This is a genomic window from Telluria sp. LT2P34, assembly GCF_059685915.1.
On the sequence record NZ_JCASIN010000001.1, the window covers coordinates 885228 to 905366 of the forward strand.

The 20139-nt window shown below is 65.3% G+C and carries 22 protein-coding genes and 1 tRNA gene; 13 read left to right on the top strand and 10 right to left on the bottom strand.

The features are described 5' to 3' along the window. Positions 1–20: 20 nt before the first annotated feature. From ribD to glyA, 8 genes are all read right to left on the bottom strand, one after another. Positions 21–1145, bottom strand: a complete 1125-nt coding sequence (gene ribD, locus AC56KZ_RS03960) for a bifunctional diaminohydroxyphosphoribosylaminopyrimidine deaminase/5-amino-6-(5-phosphoribosylamino)uracil reductase RibD (protein ID WP_497160818.1) — start codon at positions 1143–1145, stop codon at positions 21–23. A 33-nt stretch (positions 1146–1178) separates the two neighbouring features. Beyond that, positions 1179–1739, bottom strand: coding sequence for a GspH/FimT family pseudopilin (locus tag AC56KZ_RS03965; RefSeq protein WP_497160819.1), 561 nt, complete (start codon positions 1737–1739; stop codon positions 1179–1181). After that, complete coding sequence (locus AC56KZ_RS03970; RefSeq protein ID WP_497160820.1) at positions 1739–2215, bottom strand: type IV pilin protein; 477 nt, start codon at positions 2213–2215, stop codon at positions 1739–1741. The genes AC56KZ_RS03965 and AC56KZ_RS03970 overlap by 1 nt, the downstream gene beginning before the upstream one ends. Positions 2216–2237: 22 nt before the next feature. Further along, on the bottom strand, positions 2238–2873 hold the full coding sequence (locus tag AC56KZ_RS03975) for a pilus assembly PilX family protein (RefSeq protein ID WP_497160821.1): 636 nt from the start codon (positions 2871–2873) through the stop codon (positions 2238–2240). 2 nt (positions 2874–2875) lie between these two features. Next, positions 2876–3793 (bottom strand): PilW family protein, encoded by a 918-nt coding sequence (locus AC56KZ_RS03980; RefSeq protein ID WP_497160822.1) that lies wholly within the window; start codon positions 3791–3793, stop codon positions 2876–2878. After that, entirely contained in the window at positions 3790–4332 is a 543-nt protein-coding gene (gene pilV, locus AC56KZ_RS03985; RefSeq protein ID WP_497160823.1) for a type IV pilus modification protein PilV, read from the bottom strand. The genes AC56KZ_RS03980 and pilV overlap by 4 nt, the downstream gene beginning before the upstream one ends. 116 nt (positions 4333–4448) lie before the next feature. Continuing rightward, positions 4449–4907, bottom strand: a complete 459-nt coding sequence (nrdR, locus tag AC56KZ_RS03990; protein ID WP_497160824.1) for a transcriptional regulator NrdR — start codon at positions 4905–4907, stop codon at positions 4449–4451. 92 nt (positions 4908–4999) lie between these two features. After that, positions 5000–6247 carry a serine hydroxymethyltransferase gene (glyA, locus tag AC56KZ_RS03995; RefSeq protein ID WP_497160825.1) on the bottom strand — a complete coding sequence of 416 codons (1248 nt, stop codon included), beginning with the start codon at positions 6245–6247 and terminating at the stop codon, positions 5000–5002. A 198-nt stretch (positions 6248–6445) separates the two neighbouring features. Between glyA and AC56KZ_RS04000 the strand changes: the two genes are divergently transcribed. From AC56KZ_RS04000 to AC56KZ_RS04045, 10 genes are all read left to right on the top strand, one after another. Next, positions 6446–7192, top strand: a complete 747-nt coding sequence (locus AC56KZ_RS04000; RefSeq protein ID WP_497160826.1) for an SDR family NAD(P)-dependent oxidoreductase — start codon at positions 6446–6448, stop codon at positions 7190–7192. Between the two features lie 203 nt (positions 7193–7395). Further along, on the top strand, positions 7396–7800 hold the full coding sequence (gene ybgC, locus AC56KZ_RS04005; RefSeq protein ID WP_497160827.1) for a tol-pal system-associated acyl-CoA thioesterase: 405 nt from the start codon (positions 7396–7398) through the stop codon (positions 7798–7800). A 36-nt stretch (positions 7801–7836) separates the two neighbouring features. After that, entirely contained in the window at positions 7837–8520 is a 684-nt protein-coding gene (gene tolQ, locus AC56KZ_RS04010; RefSeq protein WP_497160828.1) for a protein TolQ, read from the top strand. Between the two features lie 15 nt (positions 8521–8535). Further along, positions 8536–8967: a biopolymer transporter ExbD gene (locus tag AC56KZ_RS04015; RefSeq protein ID WP_497160829.1), complete on the top strand. Its 432-nt coding sequence runs from the start codon at positions 8536–8538 to the stop codon at positions 8965–8967. A gap of 3 nt (positions 8968–8970) precedes the next feature. Next, complete coding sequence (gene tolA / locus AC56KZ_RS04020; RefSeq protein WP_497160830.1) at positions 8971–9984, top strand: cell envelope integrity protein TolA; 1014 nt, start codon at positions 8971–8973, stop codon at positions 9982–9984. 35 nt (positions 9985–10019) lie between these two features. After that, the gene (gene tolB / locus AC56KZ_RS04025; RefSeq protein ID WP_497160831.1) at positions 10020–11285 is read left to right on the top strand and encodes a Tol-Pal system beta propeller repeat protein TolB; all 1266 of its coding nucleotides are present in this window, start codon (positions 10020–10022) and stop codon (positions 11283–11285) included. A gap of 48 nt (positions 11286–11333) precedes the next feature. After that, entirely contained in the window at positions 11334–11858 is a 525-nt protein-coding gene (gene pal / locus AC56KZ_RS04030) for a peptidoglycan-associated lipoprotein Pal (RefSeq protein WP_497160832.1), read from the top strand. A gap of 111 nt (positions 11859–11969) precedes the next feature. Further along, positions 11970–12725, top strand: coding sequence for a tol-pal system protein YbgF (gene ybgF / locus AC56KZ_RS04035; protein WP_497160833.1), 756 nt, complete (start codon positions 11970–11972; stop codon positions 12723–12725). Between the two features lie 84 nt (positions 12726–12809). Then, positions 12810–12885: transfer RNA gene (locus AC56KZ_RS04040), tRNA-Lys, on the top strand. Between the two features lie 153 nt (positions 12886–13038). After that, positions 13039–13407: a hypothetical protein gene (locus AC56KZ_RS04045; RefSeq protein ID WP_497160834.1), complete on the top strand. Its 369-nt coding sequence runs from the start codon at positions 13039–13041 to the stop codon at positions 13405–13407. Between the two features lie 5 nt (positions 13408–13412). Here AC56KZ_RS04045 and AC56KZ_RS04050 read toward each other — a convergent pair whose 3' ends face one another. Further along, positions 13413–14474, bottom strand: coding sequence for a PEP-CTERM sorting domain-containing protein (locus AC56KZ_RS04050; protein WP_497160835.1), 1062 nt, complete (start codon positions 14472–14474; stop codon positions 13413–13415). A gap of 117 nt (positions 14475–14591) precedes the next feature. Next, positions 14592–16310, bottom strand: a complete 1719-nt coding sequence (locus AC56KZ_RS04055) for a methyl-accepting chemotaxis protein (RefSeq protein WP_497160836.1) — start codon at positions 16308–16310, stop codon at positions 14592–14594. A 277-nt stretch (positions 16311–16587) separates the two neighbouring features. Here AC56KZ_RS04055 and AC56KZ_RS04060 point away from each other — a divergent pair, with 277 nt between their 5' ends. From AC56KZ_RS04060 to AC56KZ_RS04070, 3 genes are all read left to right on the top strand, one after another. Continuing rightward, on the top strand, positions 16588–17988 hold the full coding sequence (locus AC56KZ_RS04060; RefSeq protein WP_497160837.1) for an L-cystine transporter: 1401 nt from the start codon (positions 16588–16590) through the stop codon (positions 17986–17988). A 110-nt stretch (positions 17989–18098) separates the two neighbouring features. Next, positions 18099–18863 carry a histidine phosphatase family protein gene (locus AC56KZ_RS04065; RefSeq protein ID WP_497160838.1) on the top strand — a complete coding sequence of 255 codons (765 nt, stop codon included), beginning with the start codon at positions 18099–18101 and terminating at the stop codon, positions 18861–18863. 11 nt (positions 18864–18874) lie between these two features. Next, positions 18875–19906 carry an NAD(P)H-hydrate dehydratase gene (locus AC56KZ_RS04070; protein WP_497160839.1) on the top strand — a complete coding sequence of 344 codons (1032 nt, stop codon included), beginning with the start codon at positions 18875–18877 and terminating at the stop codon, positions 19904–19906. The last annotated feature ends 233 nt before the right edge of the window (positions 19907–20139 follow it).

Genomic DNA, 20139 nt, shown 5'->3' on the forward strand with positions numbered 1-20139 from the left:
AATGATCGGTGTAGTTCAGTTTAAATTAAACGCGCCAGGATGCGCAGGTCGTCCCCGACCTGGGTCACGCCGTGAAAACGCAGTGGTATCTTGTCGGCCAGGCGGCTCAAGGCCGGCAGCGCGAACATGCCCTGCCCGGCGCCCACCAGGCTCGGCGCCAGATAGACCAGCAGCTCGTCGACGCAGCCTTCGCGCACCAGTGAAGCATTCAGCTTCGCGCCGGCCTCGACGTGCACCTCGTTGATTTCGCGCCGCCCCAGTTCGCGCATCAGCGCGGCCAGGTCGACCTTGCCGCCGGCGTTCGGCAGCAGGATCACCTCATGGCCGGCAGCGCCCAGGCTGGCCTGTTTGCCGGCGTCGGGCAGGGCCGCGACGATCCAGCAGGGTTCGCCCTGCAGGATGCGCGCGCCAGGGTCGATCTCGAGCCGGCTGTCGACGATCACGCGCCGCGGCTGGCGCGGGGCGCTCGGGAGCGACGCGGCGCCGCCGGCGGCCAGATCGATGCCGCGCACCGTCAGCTGGGGGTCGTCCGCCTTCACCGTGCCGATACCGGTCAGGATGACACAGGCGCGCGCGCGCCAGGCATGGCCGTCGGCGCGCGCCTGCGGCCCCGTGATCCACTGGCTCTCGCCATTTTCCAGGGCCGTCATGCCGTCCAGGCTGGCCGCGGTCTTGAGGCGCACCCAGGGGGTTGCGCGGCGCATGCGCGCAAAGAAGCCAATGTTCATTTCGTAGGCGGCATTGGCCAGCACGCCCGATGCGGTCTCGATTCCGGCCGCCTGCAATTGCGCCATGCCGCGTCCCGCGACGAGGGGATTCGGGTCCTCCATCGCGGCCACCACCCGTTGCAAACCGGCGTCGACCAGCGCCGTCGAGCACGGCGGCGTGCGGCCGTAGTGGCTGCACGGCTCGAGCGTCACGTAAGCGGTCGCCCCGCGCACGTCATTGCCGCGCGCGGCGGCGTCGCGCAGGGCCTGGATTTCGGCGTGGGCCTGGCCGGCGGGCTGGGTGTGGCCGGCGCCGATCACCGCGCCGTCGCGCACGATGACGCAGCCCACGCGCGGGTTCGGCGCCGTGATATACATGCCCTTCGCCGCCCACTCCAGGGCCAGCGCCATGCCGTCGGTGTCGTTCTTGATCTGCACAGTCGTTTTCGGTTGTTAGGACGGGACCTTGACTCAAGAGGGAGCCTGGACACCGTCGCAATTGTCCTCGCGCGCCGGATCGCACAGGCGCGCCCGGCCCAGCATGTTGATTTTAATACGGCGCAGCGCGCCGCCATGGAACAGCGACAGCGTCCCCGGGCGCGCCGCCGCGCCGTTGGCGTCGCTGCACGAGCGTCCGGCGCCATTGTAGGCGATGTAATACCGCGGCGCTGGCCCGGGGAAGGCAAAGTGAAAGCGCAGGCCCGGCGCCACGGGCCCATGCACGGCGATGATGTCGTCTCCCGCGCCGGCCACGCCGTCATCGTCGCGGTCGGCGAACACCGTCCAGCCCTGTGCCCAGTCGGTACCGGCCGGATCGCGCGGGGCCAGTTTCACGAGTGTGTTGCGCGAAATCGCATGGCCGCGCGCCAGCTTGACGGCCTCGAACAGGTCGCTTGCTGCGCCGCGCAACTGGCGGGCGTGGATCAGCGCGTTCAGGTCCGGCAAGGCAAGCGCCAGCAGCGTACCGCCGATCGCCAGCGCGGCCAGCAGTTCGACCAGGGTGAAGCCCAATCTCGCGCTCGCGGTCCTCATCACCAGCAGCGCGCTGCGTTGCCAATGCTGCCGCTGGCGCCGATGCTGCCGCTCGCCCCCTGCTCCCCCGTGCTGTCGAGGGTCAGCGTGCCGCAGTCCGGGTCGCGAAAGCGCGCGTCCACCTTGTCGGTACCGGGCCGCGCGCTGATGCGCACGCAGTCGCGCAGGAGCCGGTCCGGACAGGCCTGGGCGTCGAGCTCGTAGGCGCTGCCGGCCGCGCTGTTGCCGGACCACCAGGGCAGGCCCGGGCCTGGCGCCGCGCTCGAGAAAGCCAAATAGGTGTGGTACAGCGCCCGATGGTGTTCCTGCTGCTGCATGGCGTTCAGCAGCGCCACCTGCCCTTCCATCCGGCGCGCCTTTGTCACATAGCCGGCATAGCTGGGGTAAGCCAGCGCTGCCAGCACGGACGCGATGACCAGCACGATCATCAATTCGGTCAGGCTGAAGCCGGTCCTGCGGGCGCGGCGGCGATTCATCGTTGGTCTCCTTGTGAATTGGTCAGGAGGCGGCCCGGTGCAGCGCGGGCCAGTTGGCAATTTCACGCCAGCCCAGCCGCTTGCCGGGAGCCGTGCCGGAGGCGGGAGCGTAATAGCCCTGGACGACGACAATCGCCGCCGGGTCGGCGCCGAAACCCATGGCGGTGATGCGGTAGCGCGGCGGCAAGCCTGGCTTTGCCAGCAATTCGATCAGGTAGCGCGGCGCGCGCGCCGGCAGCAGTCCGGCGCCACCCGCCATCGTTCGTCCGCTGAATTGCCCGTACTCGACCGAGCGCTCGCCCGCCAGGTCGACCGCCTGCCAGGCCGGCGTGCCCGGCGCCGCGACCAGCCGGCACAGGCCGGAGCGCTCGGCGCCCGCGCTGCATCCGTCGACGAACGCGCTTGAATCGGCCAGCGCGAAAATCGCCGTGCGCGGCGAGGCCGGCCCTGCCGCGCCGTCGATATCGCGTTCGGCATCGGACAGCGCCGCCTCGGCCGCCGCCAGCGCGACGTGGCGCTCGCGCTCGACACGCGCCGCGTTCGCCGCCATGAGCGCGGCGCGGGTGCTCGACACCGACATCATCAGGACGGCCAGCATCAGGAACAGCACGGTGGCGAGGGCGGCGCCCTGCTGGCCGCTTGGAGAAGGCGGGCGCATGGCTAATCGTGGGGTGCGCCGACCGCGAAGACGGCGCCGAACAAGCGGCGCGACGGTGCGCGGGCGCCACCGCCCAGCGCGGCGGCGGAGAGCGCGGTTCCGGGATCGAGCGCCGCCTGGGTCTGGGCGTATGCGGCGCCGAACAAGGCATGGCCGCCGGGCCGGACGGACGCCGGCGATGGCGCCTCGCCATGCAGCAGGAGCGCCACCCTGACGCTTGCCACCCGTTTCCACCAGGAGTGCACATTGGGACCGGGACCGGGCCCGGCATCGAGCGCCGCGATGGCGCTCGCGTTCACATAGCGGTTCGGGATGCCGTCCCGCGGCGTGTCGGTATCGATCCCGTACAGGACCTGGAAGCTGTCGACACCCTTGACGATGGCGTCCGCGCTCCAGCTGCCGGCGCCGCGGTACTTGCAGCGCAACTCGGCGTCGCCGCCGGCATTCCGGGCGACATAGAAGATGCTCCAGCCTTCCTCGGCCCCTTGCACGGCGAAGCCGGCGCAGTTGAGCATGCTGCCGTCGCCGTCCGGTGCGGCGCCGGCGCCGCGATAGCGCACGGCCAGCACGTCGCTGCCGTGGATGGCGCCCGGCAGTGCGCCGGCCATGGCGAAGCTGGACTCGGGCAGCGTGCGCGCATCGAGTCCGGTGATCGGCGCGGGCGCCGCCGGGCCGGGCGCGGCCCCGCCCTGGCCTTCCCAGTCGACGAAGGCGCCCTGGCGCACCGCGCGGCCGAGGAGCGCGAGTGCAAAGCGCCCGCTGTCGTCGAGGTCGACGGCATCGGCGTGCGCGTCATGCGCCTTTTGCGCGCCGACCAGCAGCAGCGAGGCCGCCAGCAGCAGGCCCAGGCCGGCGGCAAGCGCGACGAGCAGCTCGGCCAGGCCCAGCCCGCGCTGCAGATGCAAGCGAGGCATTTTCATCCCGACACCAGCATGGTGACGAACGGGACGGCCCCACTTGCCGCTGAAACATGCGCAGCCGCGCGGCGCCAGCCGATCTTGACCACCAGCGGCGCGGCGCCTGCGCCGGTACAGGGCCAGTCGGGCGCGCCACTGCCCGCGGCGGGCGCATCGCGGCAGACCAGGATGCGCCCGCCCGGAAAATCGTCATGCACGGCGCGCGCCAGTTCGTACAGGTCGAATTGCGCCAGCTGCTCGCTGCTGCATGCGGCCGCACCGAAGCATTGCAGGGGCGGATCCGCGGGCGCGCCGTTCGCGGCATCGTAGTCGAACAGATAGGGATTGGCGGCGTCGGGCAGCGCCATGGCAGCCCGGTTGACCCGCATGCGCGCCGCCAGCGAGGCCGCCAGCGCCACCGCATCGGAATCGAGCGCCGCCTGCTGGCGCAGGCGCGCGTTCGTCGCCTGGGTGGCGGCCATCCCGAGCACGCCCAGGGCGAGGACGAACATGGCGACCAGCACTTCGACGAGCGTAAAGCCGCTGCTGCGGGACCGCTGCACGGGACACCTCCACAGGTTCACACGCGAGCATTCGCGCGAGCTGTGAAGTTATCAGCGCACTTTTACATGAGCCTGCGTTGGCTCAAGCGTGCGCGGGTGCGTCCAAACAAAGAAATTTATTTGCTTCGATGGCCGACTTCGACCAGGGCCTGCTGAAACTCCGCCAGGTCCTTGAAGTCCTTGTAGACGGACGCGAAGCGGATGTAGGCGATCTCGTCGAGCCGCTTGAGTTCCTGCATGACGAGTTCGCCGACATAGCCGGTATCGACTTCGCGGCGCCCGCTGGTGAGCAGCTTTTCTTCGATCGAGGCCACGGCGGCGTCGATCGCTTCGGCGGACACCGGGCGCTTTCGCAGCGCCAGCATCAGGCTGCTGCGCAGCTTGTTACTGACGAACTCGGTGCGGCTGCCGTTCTTCTTGACGATGATCGGCATCGACAGCTCGATCCGTTCATAGGTGGTAAAGCGCTTGTCGCATTGGGCGCAGCGACGCCGGCGCCGGATGGCGTCGCCCTCCTCGGATACGCGCGTATCGAGGACCTGGGTGTCTTCATGCTGGCAGAACGGACATTTCATGGCGTAATAATAAAGGAGAAAAGGGATTGCATCCCGACTCGTCGGGCTGCAATCCCTCTTTTGTGTTACTCAAGCGGCTGGCGTGCCTTCTTTCAGACCGCGTACACCGGGTACTTATCGGTCAGCACTTTGACTTCCGCCTTGACGCGCTCGATGGTGGCGGCGTCGTGCGGATTGTCGAGCACGTCCGCGATCAGGTGACCGACCTTGGTCGCGTCTTCTTCCAGGAAGCCGCGGGTCGTGAAGGCTGGGCTGCCCAGGCGAATGCCCGAGGTAACGAAAGGCTTCTGCGGGTCGTTCGGGATGCCGTTCTTGTTGCAGGTCATGTGCGCCTGGCCCAGGATCGCTTCGGCTTCCTTGCCGGTAAGGCCCTTGGCGCGCAGGTCGACCAGCATCACGTGCGATTCGGTGCGTCCCGAGACGATGCGCAGGCCGCGCGCGATCAATGCCTCGGCCAGGGCCTTGGCGTTCTTCACGACCTGCTGCTGGTAGGCCTTGAACTCGGGCGTGAGCGCTTCCTTGAAGGCGACGGCCTTGCCGGCGATGACGTGCATCAGCGGGCCGCCCTGGATGCCGGGGAAGATCGCCGAATTGATCTGCTTTTCGAACTCGGCCTTCATCAGGATGATGCCGCCGCGCGGGCCGCGCAGCGACTTGTGCGTGGTCGAGGTGACGAAGTCGGCATGCGGCACCGGGTTCGGATATTCGCCGGCGGCGATCAGGCCGGCGTAGTGCGCCATGTCGACCATGAAGTAGGCGCCGATTTCCTTGGCGACCCGGGCGAAGCGTTCGAAGTCGATTTTCAGGGAAAAGGCCGAGGCGCCCGCGATGATCATCTTCGGCTTGTGCTCGCGCGCCAGGCGTTCCATCTGCTCGTAGTCGATGTCTTCTTCCGCGGTCAGGCCGTAGGACACGACATTGAACCATTTGCCGGACATGTTCAGCGCCATGCCGTGGGTCAGGTGGCCGCCTTCGGCCAGCGACATGCCCATGATGGTGTCGCCGGGTTTGAGCATCGCGAAGAACACGCCCTGGTTCGCCTGCGAACCGGAGTTGGCCTGCACGTTGGCGGCTTCCGCGCCGAACAGTTGCTTGACGCGGTCGATCGCCAGCTGCTCGGCGACGTCGACGAACTCGCAACCGCCGTAGTAGCGCTTGCCCGGATAGCCTTCCGCATATTTATTCGTCAGCTGCGAGCCCTGCGCTTGCATCACGGCCGGCGAGGTATAGTTTTCCGATGCGATCAGCTCGATGTGATCCTGCTGGCGGGTGTTTTCTTTTTGAATCGCGCTCCACAGTTCCGGGTCGACATTGGCCAGCGTGTGATCTTTTGCAAACATGAAAAACTCCAATCGATAAGAGAATCGGGCAAGGCGCAGGTAGCCGCAAGGCCAACAGGGCAGCGGCAGGGCGAATGGGTGGGGGCGCAAGGACTGCCGGATTGTATGTGAACTGCCCGCTCAGGGCAAGGCGAGGTCGCCGGCAATATGGACATTTCGGCTACAATCGGGAAGCACCCGTCAATCGAGGATTCCATCATGATCGTTTTCATTACCGGCGCATCGGCCGGTTTCGGCGCCGAAATGGCGCGCACTTTCGTTCGCAACGGGCACCAGGTCGTCATGGCGGCGCGCCGCAAGGAACGCCTCGATGCGCTCGCGGCCGAACTGGGCGAAGCGGCGCTGCCGGTCGAGATGGACGTGACGGACAAGGCCTCGATCGAGGAAGCGCTGGCCCTGCTGCCGCAATCCTGGCGCCAGATCGATGTCCTGATCAACAATGCGGGCCTGGCGCTGGGCACCGCTCCCGCCCACGAAGCGCCGCTCGACGATTGGGAAACCATGATCGCCACCAATTGCCTCGGCCTGGTGACGATGACGCGAGCGCTCCTGCCTTCGATGGTCGCGCGCGGCAGCGGCCTGGTGATCAACCTCGGTTCGGTGGCGGGCCACTACCCCTACCCCGGCGGTAATGTGTATGGCGCAACCAAGGCCTTCGTCGAACAGTTCACGCTCAACCTGCGCGCCGACCTGGTCGGCACCGGCGTGCGCGCCACCAACCTGGCTCCAGGCCTGTGCGGCGGCACCGAATTTTCGAACGTGCGTTTCAAAGGCAACGACCAGGCCGCTGCCAAGGTCTACGAGGGCACCACGCCCCTGAGCCCGAAAGACATCGCCGACACCGCCTACTGGATTGCGACGCTGCCGCCGCACGTGAACGTCAACAGCATCGAACTGATGCCGACCTGCCAGGGCTTCTCGCCCTTCAATATCAAGCGCAATTGAGGCTAAGCACCGGCGTGCGCGGCGCCTTCTGCAATTGTGAGAAAGTGTTACAGTCATTGTCCTGACTGCTTCAGGTCCCGTCTACTAGCCGGGCCTGCAGAGCTGAGCGCGGGCTTCCGGTCCCTGCCTACCGGATTGTTCGCTAGCGAACATATGCGCGCATCGCGTAAAATGTTTCGAATTATTATTTATGGCAAAGTGACATGCCTTCCGATTTCACCTGGGCAGTACGGGTCTATTACGAAGACACAGATGCCGGCGGTATCGTGTTTTACGCGAATTACCTGAAATTTTTCGAGCGTGCGCGTACCGAATGGCTGCGCGCTGCCGGCATCAAGCAGCAGGACCTGATCGACCGCGAAGGCGTCGCCTTCGTGGTGCGCAGCGCGACGATCGATTACCACGCGCCGGCGCGCCTCGACGACGAATTGCGGCTGACCCTGTCGATCGAAAAACTCGGCCGCGCCTCGGTGCAGTTTGTCCAGCAAGCGTATTGCGGCGAGCGTTTGCTGGCCGCGGCCAGCGTCAAGGTCGGCTGCGTCGACATCGCCACCGTGCGCCCGCGCTCGCTCCCCCCTGAAGTGGCTGATAAAATGCGTGCCGCTTGAGCTGCTCAACAAATTTGCTTATTTAACTTTTAACAGATGACACCGACCCAAGACCTTTCCTTCCTCACCCTCATCAGCCAGGCACATATCATCGTGCAGCTCATCATGCTGTTGCTGCTCGTGCTGTCGGTCGTCAGCTGGTCCTACATCTTCCGCAAAATCTTTGCGATCCGCGCCGCCCGCCGCCTCACCGAACAGTTCGAGCGCAGCTTCTGGGCCGGCGGCAACCTCCATACCCTGCACCAGTCGGCTTCCGCCCAGCGCGAGCAAAGCGGCCCGCTGGCACGCATCTTCGAAGCCGGCATGGGCGAATTCATCAAGGGCAAGCAAGCCTCGCGCGACGCCCTCGACATGGGCGCCGTGCTCGACGGCTCGCGGCGCGCCATGCGCGCCGCCTTCCAGCGCGAACTCGACGGCCTCGACCTGCACCTGAACTTCCTGGCTTCGGTCGGTTCCGTATCGCCCTACATCGGCCTGCTCGGCACCGTCTGGGGCATCATGAACGCCTTCCGCGGCCTGGCCAGCGTCCAGCAGGCAACCCTGGCAACGGTCGCGCCCGGCATTGCCGAAGCGCTGATCGCCACCGCCATCGGCCTGTTCGCGGCGATTCCCGCGGTCGTCGCCTATAACCGCTTCACGCACGACATCGACCGCCTGGCGACGCGCTTCGAGAGCTTCGTCGAGGAATTCTCGAACATCCTGCAACGCCAGTCGCGCTAAGCGAGGGAATCGACCATGGCCTTTTCCAGCAGCATGCGCGGCGGCCGCCGCAGCAAGTTCAAATCCGAAATCAATGTCGTGCCCTACATCGACGTGATGCTGGTGCTGCTCATTATTTTCATGGCGGTCCCTGCCAACCAGACGCCGAACGTGGTGAACCTGCCGAGCGCCGAAAAATCGGCGCTGCCGCCCGACACCTATATCCACATCACGGTAAAACCCGACGCCACCCTGAGCATCGGCGTGGCGGGCAAGGAAACGCTTGCCGCCGAGAGCATGGAAAACCGCGCCGCCTTGCTCGAGCGCCTCGGTGAACTGCATGCGATCAATCCCGATTACCCGGTGATGATTTCCGGCGACCGCGAGAGCAAGTACGCGGAAGTCATCGAACTCATTTCTGCATCGAAAAAATTGGGGATCAACCGCGTCGGCCTGGCCACGCAATAGCCCATGTCCGCAGCCATGTCCGCAGCAACGCCTACCCAGCCAACCAGCGGCAGCCCGTACACGGTGCCGCCCGAACCGAACCGCCTGCCGGCGATCCTGCTGGCGCTGGCGGTGCATGCCGTCCTGCTGGCTTTCCTGTGGGTCGGCATCAGCTGGCAAAAAGACGAGCCGCCCGCGGTCGAGGCCGAGGTCTGGGACATGAAGATCCAGTCCGCTGCCGCGCCGCCGCTGCCTCCGCCGCCACGCGACGTGAGCCAGCCCGAGCCACGTCCCGAGCCACGTCCGGAGCCGACGCCGACGCCGCCGCCTCCAGCGCCGCCGAAAGCCGCCGAACCGGAGCCGCCGCGCCCCGCCGCACTGGACATCAACCTGGAACGCCAGAAGAAGCAGCTCGAACTGAAAAAACGCGAGCTGGCGGAAAAGCGCGAGCTGGAAGAACAGAAACAGCGCGAGCTGGCCGACCTGAAGAAAGAGGAGCTGGAGAAGAAGCTGGTCGACAAGAAGCTGGCCGAAAAGAAAGAGCTCGACAAGAAGGCGCAGGAAAAGAAACTGGCCGACACCAAACTCGAGGCCGACAAGAAGAAACTCGCCGCCGAGAAAGCGGAAAAAGCCGCGCAAGCAAAGGCCGAGGCCGCCGAACAGGCCAAGCTCGACAAGATGCGCGACGAGGAAATGAAACGCATGATGGGCGCCGCCGGCACCTCGGGCAGCGCCCAGAAATCGACCGCGCCGAAGATCGACGCCGGCTATGTCGGCAGGCTCACCGCCATCATCAAGAGCAACACCAACTATACCGGCAGCACTGACGCGCCCGGCAATCCGAAAGCCGTGTTCAAGGTCGAGCAACTGCCGACCGGCGAGATCCTGTCGGTTCGCCTGAGCAAGAGCAGCGGCGTGCCGCAGTTCGACGAAGCGGTGGAACGCGGCATTAACAAATCGTCACCGCTTCCAAAGAAGAAAGATGGTACGGTGGAGCGCACCATCGTGGTCAATTTCTCCATGAAAGACCTGGACTGATCGCACGTGAACAATCTTTGCAGAGAAAAGAACGCATGAAAAAACTTCATATCTTGCTATTCAGCGCCACCCTGCTCGCCGGGTCGGCGGCCAATGCCCAGTTACAAGTTGAAATTGCCGGTGTCGGCAGCAACCAGATTCCGGTGGCCGTCGCCGCCTTTGCCGACGAAGGCGTCGCGCCTGACCAGGTCTCGGCCATCGTGCGCGCCGACCTCGAGCGCAGCGGCGTCTTCAAGGTCATCAACGCCGGCCAGGTGATCAGCGACAGCGCCAGCATCGACGCCGGCGCCTGGAAGGCCAAAGGGGCCGACGCCCTGGTGGTGGGCAGCGTCCAGCGCCAGCCGGACGGCCGCCTCGCGGTGCGCTACAAACTCTACGACACGGTGAAAGGCAGCCAGCTGTCGCAGCTCGGCGGCGAAGTGCAGCCAAAATACATCCGCCTGCAGGGACACCGGATCGCCGACGACGTCTATGAAAAGCTGACCGGCACGCGCGGCATCTTCTCGACCCGCATTGCCTACGTCAAGGAAAACCGCGCCGGGCGCCAGTACGCGCTGGCGGTGGCCGATGCCGACGGCGAGAACGAAATCGTCGCCGTGCGCGGCCGCGAGCCGATCATTTCGCCGGCCTGGTCGCCGGATGGCGGCCGGGTCGCCTACGTCTCCTTCGAAGACCGTAAACCAGTCATCTACATGCAAGACCTGGTGACCGGCAAACGGCGCGTGATCGCCAATGAAAAAGGCAGCAATTCCGCGCCGTCGTGGTCGCCGGACGGCAGCAAGCTGGCGATCGCCCTGTCGAAATCGGGCAGCTACCAGGTGTATGTCGTGAACGCCGACGGTTCCGGCATTCGCCGCGTGTCGAACAGCAACGGCATCGACACTGAACCCCAGTTTTCCGCCGACGGCCAGAGCCTGTATTTCACGAGCGACCGCAGCGGCGGCCCGCAGATCTACAAGATGAGCGTCTCGGGCGGCAACGCCACCCGCGTGACCTTCACCGGCAACTACAACATCAGCCCGCGCGTTTCTCCGGACGGCAAGACCCTGGCCTGGATCGCCCAGCGCGACGGCGGCTTCTCGCTGTACGCAAAAGACCTGGCCAGCGGCCAGGAACTGCGCCTGGCCGATGGCGCTTCCGAACCGAGCTTTTCGCCGAACGGCAAGTACATCATGTACGCGATCAAGGGCGGCGGGCGCACCTCGCTGGCCGTGGTATCGACCGACGGCAGGATCAAGCAGCGTCTGACGACCAAGGCGGGAAACATTCGGGAGCCCAGCTGGGGTCCCTTCATGAAGTAAGGCAGTTCGCTTTCAAGTAATTATTAACAAAACCAGGAGAGAAAACCCATGCGCAAGCTTAAAAGTGTAGCTTTCATCATCGCCACCGGCGCCCTGCTCGCCGCCTGCAAATCGCCAGTGCCGGTCACCGCCCCACCAGTTGTCGAGCGCACCGCCGACACGACTGGCGCCGCCGCCGACACCCGCGACATCCGCCCGGTGGAAACCGGCAGCAGCGACGCCCTGAACGATCCGAAAGGCGTGCTGGCCAACCGTAGCGTCTACTTCGACTACGACAGCTTCGTCGTGCGCGAAGATGGCAAGCCGGTCGTGGCGAACCACTCGAACTACCTGAACCAGAACAAGTCGCGCAAGGTCCTGATCCAGGGTAATACCGACGATCGCGGCGGCACCGAATACAACCTGGCCCTGGGCCAGAAGCGCGCCGAAGCCGTGCGCCGCTCGATGTCCGCCCTGGGCGTGGCAGAAACCCAGATGGAAGCGGTCTCGCTGGGCGAAGAAAAGCCGAAGGCAACCGGTTCGGGCGAAGCGAGCTGGGCGGAAAACCGCCGCGCCGATATCGTGTATCAGTAATCCTGTTGACGGGGCCTTTAAGGCTCTGCTAATTGACAGAGGGGGCGAGAGCGGTGCAGACTGCCTCCGCCCCTTGTTCAATCTGGAACACCGGTTTAGAAAGAGTACGACATGAGAAAATTGTCCCCGTTCCGCTTCGCGCCCCTGCTGCTGGCCCTGTGCCTGCCGCTGCAGGCGTCCGCCGGCATCCTCGACGACGATGAAGCGCGCCGCGCCATCCTCGACCTGCGCGCCAAGGTCGACGCCATCACGCGCGACCTGACCACCCGCCTCGACGCCAAATCGGACAAGACCTCGACGCTCGACATGCTGAACCAGCAGCAAGAGACGCTGGCCGAAATCGCCAAGCTGCGCGGCCAGATCGAAGTGCTGGCCAACGAAGTGAGCAAGGCCCAGAACAGCCAGCGCACCCTGTACGCCGACCTCGACGCCCGCATCAAGAAGCTCGAGCCGCGCGCCGAAACCATCGACGGCGAAACCGCCCAGGTGCTGCCGTCCGAAAAGCAGTCCTACGACAGCGCGATGGAAACCTTCAAGAGCGGCGACTACAAGGGCGCCTCGGTCGCGCTGCAGGACTTCGTGAAGCGCTATCCGGATTCGCCGTACGCCTCGAACGCCCAATACTGGCTGGGCAATGCCTACTATGCCCAGCGCGACTACAAGAACGCCATCGCCGCCCAGGAAGTCGTGACCACGACCTACGCCAGCAGCCCCAAGGCGCCGGATGCGATGCTCAACATCGCCACCAGCTATGCCGAGCTGAAGGATAAAGTGAAGGCCAAGAAGACGCTGCAGACCCTGGTGTCGAAGTTCCCCGGCACGCAAGCCGCCCAGTCCGCGAAAGACCGCCTGGCCGTCCTGAAATAAGGCCCTGCGGCAATTTAAGGCGCAACATGCCGGCGCTGCACGTTTGACAGCACGACGGCTGCACCCTATAATCCTGCTTCTTTCGGGTCGTTAGCTCAGCTGGTAGAGCAGCGGACTTTTAATCCGTTGGTCGCAGGTTCGAATCCCGCACGGCCTACCACGAATACCCATCAAGCCCACGAATTCAGGTTCGTGGGCTTTTTGCATTGGGGCATCGAAAAAGAATTCGATACATACGCGCAGCATTGTCGGCAAGCGTCCGGTCCAAGCTTTAGGTAGATGCTTAGCTCAACGTCCGGTAAAGGAGAAGACCATGCCTGCCCTGCCATGCCTTGCCCTGCTGTCCGCCCTCGCCTCAAGCGCCTTCCATCCTGTCACCCAGGCCGCAACGCCGATCAGCCGCGCCGACGCCATCGAGCTGAAGAAGGATGTCGCAGGTTACTACCGCCTGGAGAACAGCCGTTTCGTGCGGCTGGTTCAGGACGACGAGCAGCTCTACCTCGACCTGAACCGGCGCTATCGCAGCGAGTTGCTTCCCGCCGGGCCCAATCTGCTGGCCTCGCGCGACGGCAAGCTGACGGTGCAATACCTGCCGGAGAGCCCGGCCGAACGGATCCTGATCCGGCACCCGGATCTGCCTGCGAGCGTGCGTCTCGGGGAGAGCAGCTGGCACGGGCGCTAATCGTTTCAGGCGCCGCGCCTTGATCGCCGGCGCCATCCGAGCAGGCTGCCGCCAGCCAGCAGCATCGCCCAGCTCTCCGGCTCGGGGATGGCCGACACCAGGTCGAGCCGCACGGCATAACAGGCGCCGGCGCGGCAGGCGGTACCGGCGATCTGCTGGGCGTCGTTGATGGCGCTCGCCTCGGCCAGCACCCAGCCCGAGGCCGGATCGATCAGCGTGTTCAGGTCCAGCAGGACGCCGTTCTCGTAGAGGAAGGCGCGGTGCTCGGGGAAGTTGCCATACGAGCCGACTACCTGGCTCAGGTTGTTGATGCCGCTGGCATGGCTGTTGAGGGCGCCGGTGAGCGGGCCGAGTTCGAACAAGCTCCCCTCGTCCCAGAGAAAAGCGCCGCGCGGATAGAGTTCGTCGCCGGCAGGCGCATAGCCCGCGTAGCCGACCACCTGGTCAAGGTCGTTGATCGCCAGCGCCTCGCTCCATGGCCCGTTGAAGGGACCGAGGTCGCGCATGGCGCCGGCGCGGTAGAGAAAGGGAGTCAGCGGCCAGTTGGGCGGTCCGCCGATGTCGCTGGCGCCCACCACGTGGCCGAGATTGTTGATGGCATTGGCCTGGCTGTGGGCGCCGTACAGGGTGCCGAGGTCGGTCGAGACGCCGTTGCGGTAGCTGAAGGCGTGGCGCTCGAAGCCGTTCACGTCGTCTTCATACTCGGCCATGCCGACGACCGTGCCCTCGTTGTTGATGCCCCGTGCAGAGGTGGCGCCCCAACCCGTGATCGGGGTCATGCGCCCGCCGCTGTAGAGGAAGCCGTTGGCGCCTGCGTTGCCGGCAATTTGCCCCCCGTCGTTGATGCCGCGCGCGCTGCCGCTGCCAAGCTCGGTATAGACACCGCCGGAATACAGCCAGGCAATGCCGTCGGCTTCGCCCACCACCTGGCCCGAGGCGTTGATGTCCCAGGCGAAGCTGCCGGCGCCGGCGACGACGGTAATCGTGTAGCGGGGCACGGCGCAGGCCAGCGCCGGCACTGCCAGCAGCAGGCAGGCGGCCAGGCGCGCAATGAGGGGGAAATGCATCGCTCGCTCCAGAGGGTTGTTAGCTGGAGCGTAAATGGCCGGACGCGCCACAGGTCTGCGCAAACGCAGAGGTGGCGCAAATTGATTTTCCTCAAACCATTTGGTTAAAAGAAAAGGTTAGAACTCTTCCCAGCCGTCGCCAGCCGTCGCGGTGGCCTTTGGCGCAGCGCGGGTCGCAGGCGCGGCGGCCGGTGCTGCCTTTGCAGAGGCAGGTTTCGCCAGCTGGGCACGCGGGGCAGCGCGCGTGGCGGGCGCCGGGCGGGCCGGCGCAACAGGCGTGGCCGGTGCCGGCCGCGTGCCTTCGATCCTGAATGCCCCGACCGTGCGCGCCAGCGTTGCCGCTTCGTTCTGCAGCGACTGCGCCGCCGCCGAGGCTTCTTCGACCAGGGCCGCATTCTGCTGCGTGGTCTGGTCCATCTGCACGATCGCTTCGTTCACCTGCTCGATGCCGGCGGTCTGCTCCTGGCTGGCGGCACTGATCTCGGCCATGATGTCGGTCACGCGGCTGACGCTCTCGACGATCTCTTTCATCGTCGCGCCGGCCTGGTCGACCAGCGCCGAGCCGTGGTGCACCTTCTCGACCGAATCGTCGATCAGGGCCTTGATTTCCTTGGCCGCGGCGGCGCTGCGCTGGGCCAGGTTGCGCACTTCGCCGGCGACGACGGCGAAGCCGCGTCCCTGTTCGCCTGCACGCGCCGCTTCGACCGCCGCGTTCAGGGCGAGGATATTCGTCTGGAAAGCGATGCCGTCGATCACCGAAATGATCTCGACGATCTTGTTGGCCGAGGTATGGATCGCTCCCATCGTCTCGACCACCTGGTCCACGACCGCGCCGCCCTTGCCTGCAACTTTCGATGCGGAACCGGCGAGCATGTTGGCCTGGCGTGCATTGTCGGCGTTCTGCTTGACGGTCGAGGTCAGTTCTTCCATCGAGGAAGCGGTTTCTTCGAGCGAACCGGCCTGCTGTTCGGTGCGCGACGACAAGTCGAGGTTGCCGTCGGCGATCTCGCTCGATGCGGTGGCAATGGTATCGGTGCCGGCGCGCACCCGGGTGACGATCTCGACGAGCGAATCGGTCATGTCGCGCAGTGCGCCCATCAGGCGGCCGGTCTCGTCGTTCGCGCGCACTTCGATGCGCTGGGTCAGGTCGCCCTGGGCTACCGCGCCGGCGATCCGGATCGCCTCTTCGAGGGGACGCACGATGGCGCGCACCAGCATCCAGCCCAGCACCACGGCAAATGCGATGCCGACCAGCAGGCCGCCGAGGCAGACCAGGCGCACCAGTTCGGCAAGCTCTTGCGAAGCGCGGTAATCGGCGCCGGCCACGTCGATCTGGAGTTGCACCAGCGCTTTCAATTGTTCGCCCATCGGGCCGGCATACCTGCGCATCTGGCCATTGAGCAGATCGGTGGCGCTGTCAACATCATTGGCACGCAAAGCGGCCACGATCGGCTTCATGGCCTTGTCCAGGAACAGCGCGCGCGATCCGGCGAACTGCTCGGCCAGGCGTTTTTCGTTGGCAGTCATGCTGGTGGCCGAATAGGCCTGCCAGGATTTGGCGGCGAGCGCCATGTTCGCCTCGATCTGGTCCGCGATCACTGCCGCAGCCACGCCTGGCTGCGCCGCCCTGGAGACGAGGATCTGGTTTGCCATGACGGCGCGTTCGACGTCGGCCAGCTGGGCGAGCGGGACCACGCGATCGTCGTAGATGCTTTTCAGCGCCCCGTTTGCCTTGTCCAGGTTCAGGGTGCCGATCGCAAAACCGACGATGAGTTCGATGACAAGGAAGCCGATGACGACAATCAGCCGCGTCTTGATACTTATATTCTTGAACATGATTCAACCGTAAGAACTGATGGATGAGCAGGCGGCATGCCTTGCACTGAAATTAATTATAGAAACTAAAGAGTCCATACGGAAATTTCGAACCTGAATCCGGAGTGGCGACGGCGATCCGTGGTCCGGTAACAACGGAAGCATGGCATGCGGATAAGCTTCGAAGCTGAACTGACAAGTTTGGTCTTCCTGCGAAGCAATCGGTTTGCCTATAAAATGCTGCGATTCATTTTAAGTATCACTCTCGCGTTTTCCCTGTTGCCGAAAAAAGGCTGTCATGACCGTCTACACCCTGCTGAACCTGGCCGTTGCGCTGCTCGCCTGCTTCCTTCTCTACCGGATGCAGGCGGCCCATGTGTCGTTCACCAAGCGGGTCTTCACCGGCCTGGGCCTGGGTGTGCTGCTCGGCGCCGCCTTCCAGTTCCTGTATGGCGCCGCCTCGCCCGAGGTGGCGCAGACGAATGCCTGGCTCGACGTATTGGGCAGCGGGTATGTGAAATTGCTGCAGATGATCGTCATCCCGCTGATCATGGTGTCGATCATCGGCGCCATCCTCAAGCTGCGCGACGCCGCCGCGCTCGGCAAGATCAGCGCGCTGACCATCGGCATCCTGATCGCCACCACTGCGGTCGCAGCCACCATCGGCATCCTGATGGCAAAACTGTTCGGCCTGACGGCAGTGGGCCTGACCGCCTCGGCGGCCGAGATCGCGCGCGGCGAATATCTGCAGGGCTCACTCGGCGCGGCCAAGGAAATTTCTCTGCCCTCGATGCTGCTTTCCTTCATCCCGGCCAATCCTTTCCTCGACATGACCGGGGCGCGCAAGACCTCGACCATTGCGGTCGTGTTCTTCTCGGTGTTCGTGGGCATTGCCGCGATCGGCATCGCCGGAAAAAAGCCGAACGAGTTCGCCTCGTTCAGCGGTTTCGTGCACGTCGCCCACACGATCGTGATGCGCATGGTGACGCTGGTGCTGCGCCTGACGCCTTATGGCGTGTTCGCGCTGATGGCGAAGGTCGTGGCGTCTTCCAGCGTGGAAAGCATCCTCAAGCTGCTCAGCTTCGTGCTGGCGTCGTATAGCGCCATTTTCCTGATGTTCTGCGTGCACCTGGCGCTGGTCGCCCTGGCCGGCCTGAATCCCGCACGCTACCTGCGCAAGATCTTCCCGGTACTGGTGTTCGCCTTCACTTCGCGCACCAGCGCCGGCGCCATCCCGATGAGCGTGGCGACCCAGACCACGCGCCTGGGCACGCCGGAAGGCATCGCCAACTTCGCCGCCTCGTTCGGCGCCAACATCGGCCAGAACGGCTGCGGTGGCATTTACCCGGCCATGCTGGCGGTCATGATCGCGCCCACCGTCGGCATCGATCCGTGGACCGCCGGCTTCCTGCTGCCGCTGCTGGCGATGGTCGTGTTCGGGTCGATCGGCGTGGCCGGCGTCGGCGGCGGCGCCACCTTCGCCGCGCTGATCGTACTGTCGGCGATGGACCTGCCGGTGGCGCTGGCGGGCCTCCTGATTTCGATCGAGCCATTGATCGACATGGGCCGCACCGCGCTCAACGTCAGCGGCTCGATCACGGCCGGCACGCTGACCTCGCGCATCCTCGGCGGCACCGACCTGCGCGTATTTAATAGTGATGCGGAAAGCAATCTGGACGTGGAAGAACAAGCTGCCTGAGGCGGCATAAATCCACGCCGACGTTAATAGTTTACAAACGGAATCGTGCGCTGACCCCCTGACGAATCCGTCTATGATGATGTCATGTCAACATCAACGACGGGCAGGTGATGGAACAAAAGTGGCCACAGGAAATCTGGCTGATCCGGCACGGGCAAAGTGCCGGCAATGTTGCGCGTGACCTGGCCGAGGCCGCAAATGGCCACGAGATCGACATCGCCGAGCGCGATGTAGACGTGCCCCTCTCCGAGCTCGGCATCCGCCAGTCCGAAGCACTGTCCACCTGGTTCGCCTCGCTGCCGCAGCACGAGCGTCCGAACGTCGTGCTGCATTCGCCCTATGTCCGCGCGGCCGAAACCGCCAAGATCCTCATCCGCCGCCTCGAGCGCGAGTCGCTGCTTGCGGTCAATGCCGACGAGCGCCTGCGCGAAAAGGAATTCGGCATCCTCGACCGCCTCACCACGCACGGCATCGCCCACAAATATCCCGACCTGTACGCCCAGCGCCACCACGTCGGCAAGTTCTATTTCCGTCCGCCGGGCGGCGAAAGCTGGTGCGACGTCATCCTGCGCCTGCGCAGCGTGCTCGACACGCTCTCGCGCGATTACTGCAACGAGCGCGTCGTGATCGTCGCCCACCAGGTCATCGTCAACTGTTTCCGCTACCTCATCGAGCGCCTCGACGAAGCGACCATCCTCGCTTTCGATCGCGCCGGCGACGTGCCGAACTGCTCCGTCACGTCCTACACGTTCGACGCGCAGGAAGGCAAGCATGGCTCCCTGACCGTGCGCCTCGTCAATTTCGTGGCGCCCCTCGAGGACAGCGGCACGCCGGTGACTGTCGGCAAAGACGTGCCGACGGCGCCCAAGGCGTGAGGCAGCCCAGCATGAGCGCCCTTCACGAGCTGTCCGCCAGCGTGTCCGAACCGCTGCCAGCGGGGGCCAATGCCGCCCCCCTGGACGTCACCACCGACTTGCTGCGCAACTGGCCGCTGCCGATGCCGGGCGCGGAAGGCGACAAGGAACAACGCGGCCACGTGCTGGTGCTCGGCGGTTCGCGCGAGATGCCGGGCGCCGTGATTCTTGCCGCCACCGCCGCGCTGCGTGCCGGCGCCGGCAAGCTGACGGTGGCCACCGGCGCCAGCGTGGCCCAGCTCGTTGCCTCCGCCATGCCCGAAGCACGCGTGATCGGCCTGGCCGAGACCGAGACCGGCGGCTTTCTGCCGGAAGCCATTGCCCGCCTCGATCCGCTGGCCGACCGCGTCGATGCCATCCTGATCGGGCCGGGCATGCAGGACGAAGCGGCTGCGGCCGAGATCGTGCACGGCCTGCTCGGGCGCATGCACGAGAGCGACACGGCCGTCGTGCTCGACGCCTGCGCGATGGGCACGCTGCTGCATGCCCCGGGAGGCACGGCGCCGGCGCAGGGCTTTCGCTTCGCCCGACCCGTCATCGTCACGCCGCACTGCGGCGAAATGGCGCACCTGACCGGCATGCCCAAGGAGGACATCGTGGCCGGCCCCGACGCGCCGGCGCGCACCGCCGCCGCCGAATGGAACGCCGTCGTCGCACTGAAAGGCGCGCGCACTGTCATCGCTTCGCCGAGTGGCGCGTTATGGCAGCATGAGGGCGGCAATGTGGGCCTGGCCATTTCCGGCTCGGGCGACACGCTGGCCGGCATCATCGCCGGCCTCGCCGCTCGCGGCGCCACGCTGGAACAAGCTGTCTGCTGGGGTGTTGCACTGCATGCACGCGCCGGCGAACGCCTCGCCGAACGGCTGGGCGTGCTGGGCTACCTGGCGCGCGAGATCCCCAACGAGATCCCGGCGCTACTCGAATCCGTCGCCGGCCGCGAGTCCGGCGACAACAAGACCATCCGGGAAACACCGGGGGGACGGGAAGAACGGAAATCCGTTTGACCGGTATCAAAATCCGCATGTTCCACCGCGGAATAAAGCACGAAGCGCGCAATTCGACGAACTGTCGGTAGTGACGGCAGTCTAATTTTTATAGTCGAATTCGTGTGCTACACGGGGCCGCGTATTGCGTCGGTTCCCTGAGCGTTTCACCAATGAACACGGGCCGAAACTGCGGTTTCCAAGAGGTTCATGGTGAAGCTGACCTGGCGCCGTTGTCCTCCACCAGCCTCACC

Bases quoted from the DNA above. Each gene is read 5' to 3' on its own strand.
- tolA (WP_497160830.1), top strand. From the start codon at position 8,971: ATGTCCGCAGCCATGTCCGCAGCAACGCCTACCCAGCCAACCAGCGGC.
- AC56KZ_RS03975 (WP_497160821.1), bottom strand. From the start codon at position 2,873: ATGCGCCCGCCTTCTCCAAGCGGCCAGCAGGGCGCCGCCCTCGCCACC.
- AC56KZ_RS04070 (WP_497160839.1), top strand. From the start codon at position 18,875: ATGAGCGCCCTTCACGAGCTGTCCGCCAGCGTGTCCGAACCGCTGCCA.
- AC56KZ_RS03970 (WP_497160820.1), bottom strand. From the start codon at position 2,215: ATGAATCGCCGCCGCGCCCGCAGGACCGGCTTCAGCCTGACCGAATTG.
- ybgC (WP_497160827.1), top strand. From the start codon at position 7,396: ATGCCTTCCGATTTCACCTGGGCAGTACGGGTCTATTACGAAGACACA.
- AC56KZ_RS03965 (WP_497160819.1), bottom strand. From the start codon at position 1,739: ATGAGGACCGCGAGCGCGAGATTGGGCTTCACCCTGGTCGAACTGCTG.
- nrdR (WP_497160824.1), bottom strand. From the start codon at position 4,907: ATGAAATGTCCGTTCTGCCAGCATGAAGACACCCAGGTCCTCGATACG.
- AC56KZ_RS04000 (WP_497160826.1), top strand. From the start codon at position 6,446: ATGATCGTTTTCATTACCGGCGCATCGGCCGGTTTCGGCGCCGAAATG.
- pal (WP_497160832.1), top strand. From the start codon at position 11,334: ATGCGCAAGCTTAAAAGTGTAGCTTTCATCATCGCCACCGGCGCCCTG.
- AC56KZ_RS04055 (WP_497160836.1), bottom strand. From the start codon at position 16,310: ATGTTCAAGAATATAAGTATCAAGACGCGGCTGATTGTCGTCATCGGC.
- ybgF (WP_497160833.1), top strand. From the start codon at position 11,970: ATGAGAAAATTGTCCCCGTTCCGCTTCGCGCCCCTGCTGCTGGCCCTG.
- AC56KZ_RS03980 (WP_497160822.1), bottom strand. From the start codon at position 3,793: ATGAAAATGCCTCGCTTGCATCTGCAGCGCGGGCTGGGCCTGGCCGAG.
- AC56KZ_RS04045 (WP_497160834.1), top strand. From the start codon at position 13,039: ATGCCTGCCCTGCCATGCCTTGCCCTGCTGTCCGCCCTCGCCTCAAGC.
- AC56KZ_RS04015 (WP_497160829.1), top strand. From the start codon at position 8,536: ATGGCCTTTTCCAGCAGCATGCGCGGCGGCCGCCGCAGCAAGTTCAAA.
- tolQ (WP_497160828.1), top strand. From the start codon at position 7,837: ATGACACCGACCCAAGACCTTTCCTTCCTCACCCTCATCAGCCAGGCA.
- AC56KZ_RS04065 (WP_497160838.1), top strand. From the start codon at position 18,099: ATGGAACAAAAGTGGCCACAGGAAATCTGGCTGATCCGGCACGGGCAA.
- tolB (WP_497160831.1), top strand. From the start codon at position 10,020: ATGAAAAAACTTCATATCTTGCTATTCAGCGCCACCCTGCTCGCCGGG.
- AC56KZ_RS04050 (WP_497160835.1), bottom strand. From the start codon at position 14,474: ATGCATTTCCCCCTCATTGCGCGCCTGGCCGCCTGCCTGCTGCTGGCA.
- AC56KZ_RS04060 (WP_497160837.1), top strand. From the start codon at position 16,588: ATGACCGTCTACACCCTGCTGAACCTGGCCGTTGCGCTGCTCGCCTGC.
- glyA (WP_497160825.1), bottom strand. From the start codon at position 6,247: ATGTTTGCAAAAGATCACACGCTGGCCAATGTCGACCCGGAACTGTGG.